Origin of the sequence: Phytobacter sp. V69, from assembly GCF_965644215.1 — a bacterium.
In the GTDB taxonomy this organism is placed as follows: Bacteria; Pseudomonadota; Gammaproteobacteria; order Enterobacterales; family Enterobacteriaceae; genus Phytobacter.
Genome location: NZ_CBFFRL010000375.1, coordinates 1 through 2,167, shown reverse-complemented (window position 1 = coordinate 2,167; position 2,167 = coordinate 1). Strand labels below are relative to the sequence as shown.

Annotated in this window: 2 protein-coding genes; both read right to left on the bottom strand. The window is 53.0% G+C overall.

Annotated features, from left to right (window positions below):
- A partial coding sequence (locus tag ACSZPU_RS25225) for a hypothetical protein (RefSeq protein ID WP_499004336.1) occupies nt 1-113 on the bottom strand: 113 nt, incomplete at its 3' end.
- Between the two features lie 717 nt (nt 114-830).
- On the bottom strand, nt 831-2,114 hold the full coding sequence (locus tag ACSZPU_RS25220; protein WP_499004334.1) for a CapA family protein: 1,284 nt from the start codon (nt 2,112-2,114) through the stop codon (nt 831-833).
- Between the last annotated feature and the right edge of the window lie 53 nt (nt 2,115-2,167).

The window sequence follows — 2,167 nt, the reverse complement described above, 5'->3', positions numbered from 1 at the left end:
CGGGTGAAGAACGGCGCATGGGCACCGCTCAGGTTCATCAGCATGCTGTCGTGCCCGGCAACCGGGATCACTTTTACGGATGTTACGACTGGAGTTGAAGACTGGCCTGACATAATTCCTCCTGCGGATAGATGGTAACCGAATACCAACGTCATAAACGGTCATCTGCCATGAATACAAAACGTGGCGCTGTATTGCGAATGAGGAGAATTCTATGACTTTCATTGCAACAAAAAAAGACTGACTGAGTGTGTATCTTATTCAATAATTGAATCAATGTATCGAATAGAGATTTAAATTAGCACATTGAATATTAATGTTTTTTTCTGTTTAAGAAGACGAAGGTGCACATTGCAGAGTCAGAAAAGCAGAATCGGGTACAGGCAGAGGAAGGGCTAACAATGAGAGCGTATTAAGGGGAAAAAATTTGCCGCAAAACACCGGCAAATTACCCAAATTATAGGCAATTTTGTTCGCTATTTCGTTGGTCGATTGCATGGTTTTTATCGATGATTCGAGGGTTGTTTTTGTCGTTTGTCCAGGATGGCGCGACGTTATTCACGAAATGCAGATTCGCTGTAGCATTTGCGTTAAAACGCTCACCAGTGAGTCACTCAACTCATTCACAAATCGTAATTGATGCGTTGGGACTATCCGTATGGTGAAGGTATTCAGACCGGGTTTTCCCCGCGTGTTTACCATCAAAACCTGGTCTGCGTGGAAAAATGATTGCGCTGTCATTTTGCGAGGCAAATGCGAAGAGAGTCACGAATTTTTTATCTTTCGGGGGATAACAGCCAGGACGAACCTGGCTGTAGAGGGGGGCGAAATTAAGAGAAGCGAATCAGTCCACTTGCTTTGTCGTAGCTGAATGCGGTGCCGTAGCGGTGGCTCAGACGCGTCAGCAGGCTGGCAATCTCTTCGCCCTGTGCGTGGGTCACTTTTTCCGGCAGACCGCGGGACAGAACGCGTTCGCGGTTCATGCCAAGATCCAGCGGCAGCAGCTGGCAGGCCAGACCATCAGGCGTGACGTCGAACACCGCCAGCGCGTTTTGTGAGAAACGGGCTTCGGCGTTAAAGCCGGTGAACTCGCCTGCCTTATTCTTCGCGCGTGCGCGGTGCAGTTCGGAGGGGCGCGCATCTGCCGCGTGGCCGTACGCTTCGTACATTTCCGGGCCGATAATCGATTCGCCCGCTTCAAACTCCATCAGCAGGCTGCCGAGGTTGTAGAAAATCGGTTTGCCGTTGTAGATCTCCACGCCGCGCATGAAGTGCGCCCCGTGGCAGACCACCGCATCGCCGCCCGCGTCGATGGCACGGTGGGCAAATTTCTCGATAAATTCAGGTGCATCCGGGGAGTACCAGCTGTCTTTATCCCCTTCATGGGTGTGCAGGCTGACCAGCGTAAAATCGCTGCGGTTCGCGGCATCACGGATGCTGCGCTCGTTCGCCACGCAATCCTGTTCGTTGAACCAGGTGCGCACATGGGCTTTCTCGCCGCGCTCAATTTGCAGGGAGCTTTCGAACAGCGAGCCGAATTTGAATTCGTTATCGCCTTTCGACGGCATCACTTCCACGCGCATACCTTCACGCACGCTCTCATCGATACCCAGTGAGCGGGTAATCTCTTTTAACTGTTCAAACTGTTCGTCACCGAGCACGTAGGCGCGGCCCCAGCGCAGCGGGTTCAGGCCCGGACGCGGCAGCGTGCCAGCACCGCCGTTAGCGGCCAGAAACACTTCGGAACGGGTAGAGCCCAGTGCAACCACGCCAACACGGCCTTTGGCGGTGTCGAGGAAGCGGGGGAGGCGAGCGTCATCCAGGTTGCGCCCCTGGCCACAGGGGATCAGTTTGCGTGCTTCGGCGGCTTCCATGGTATCCACCACCCCTTCCCAGCCGAAATCGCCGGTGTGGTTGTTGGCAAAGGAGACCAGGCGAATATTCAAATCGACGAACTCATCGAGCGTGGCAGGTTTTACAGCGGTGATATAACCGCGACCAGCAGCAGGCGGGAGGTTCGGTTGTGGGCAGCTAAATTCGGCATTGGCAAAAACGGCGTCAGCGCTTTGCAGTAATTCTACGATCTCGGGATCTAGGCTGTGTCCCTTAATCACCTGAGTTATAGTAACTGTCTTTTTCAACAACATATTGAACTATGGCTCGCTAC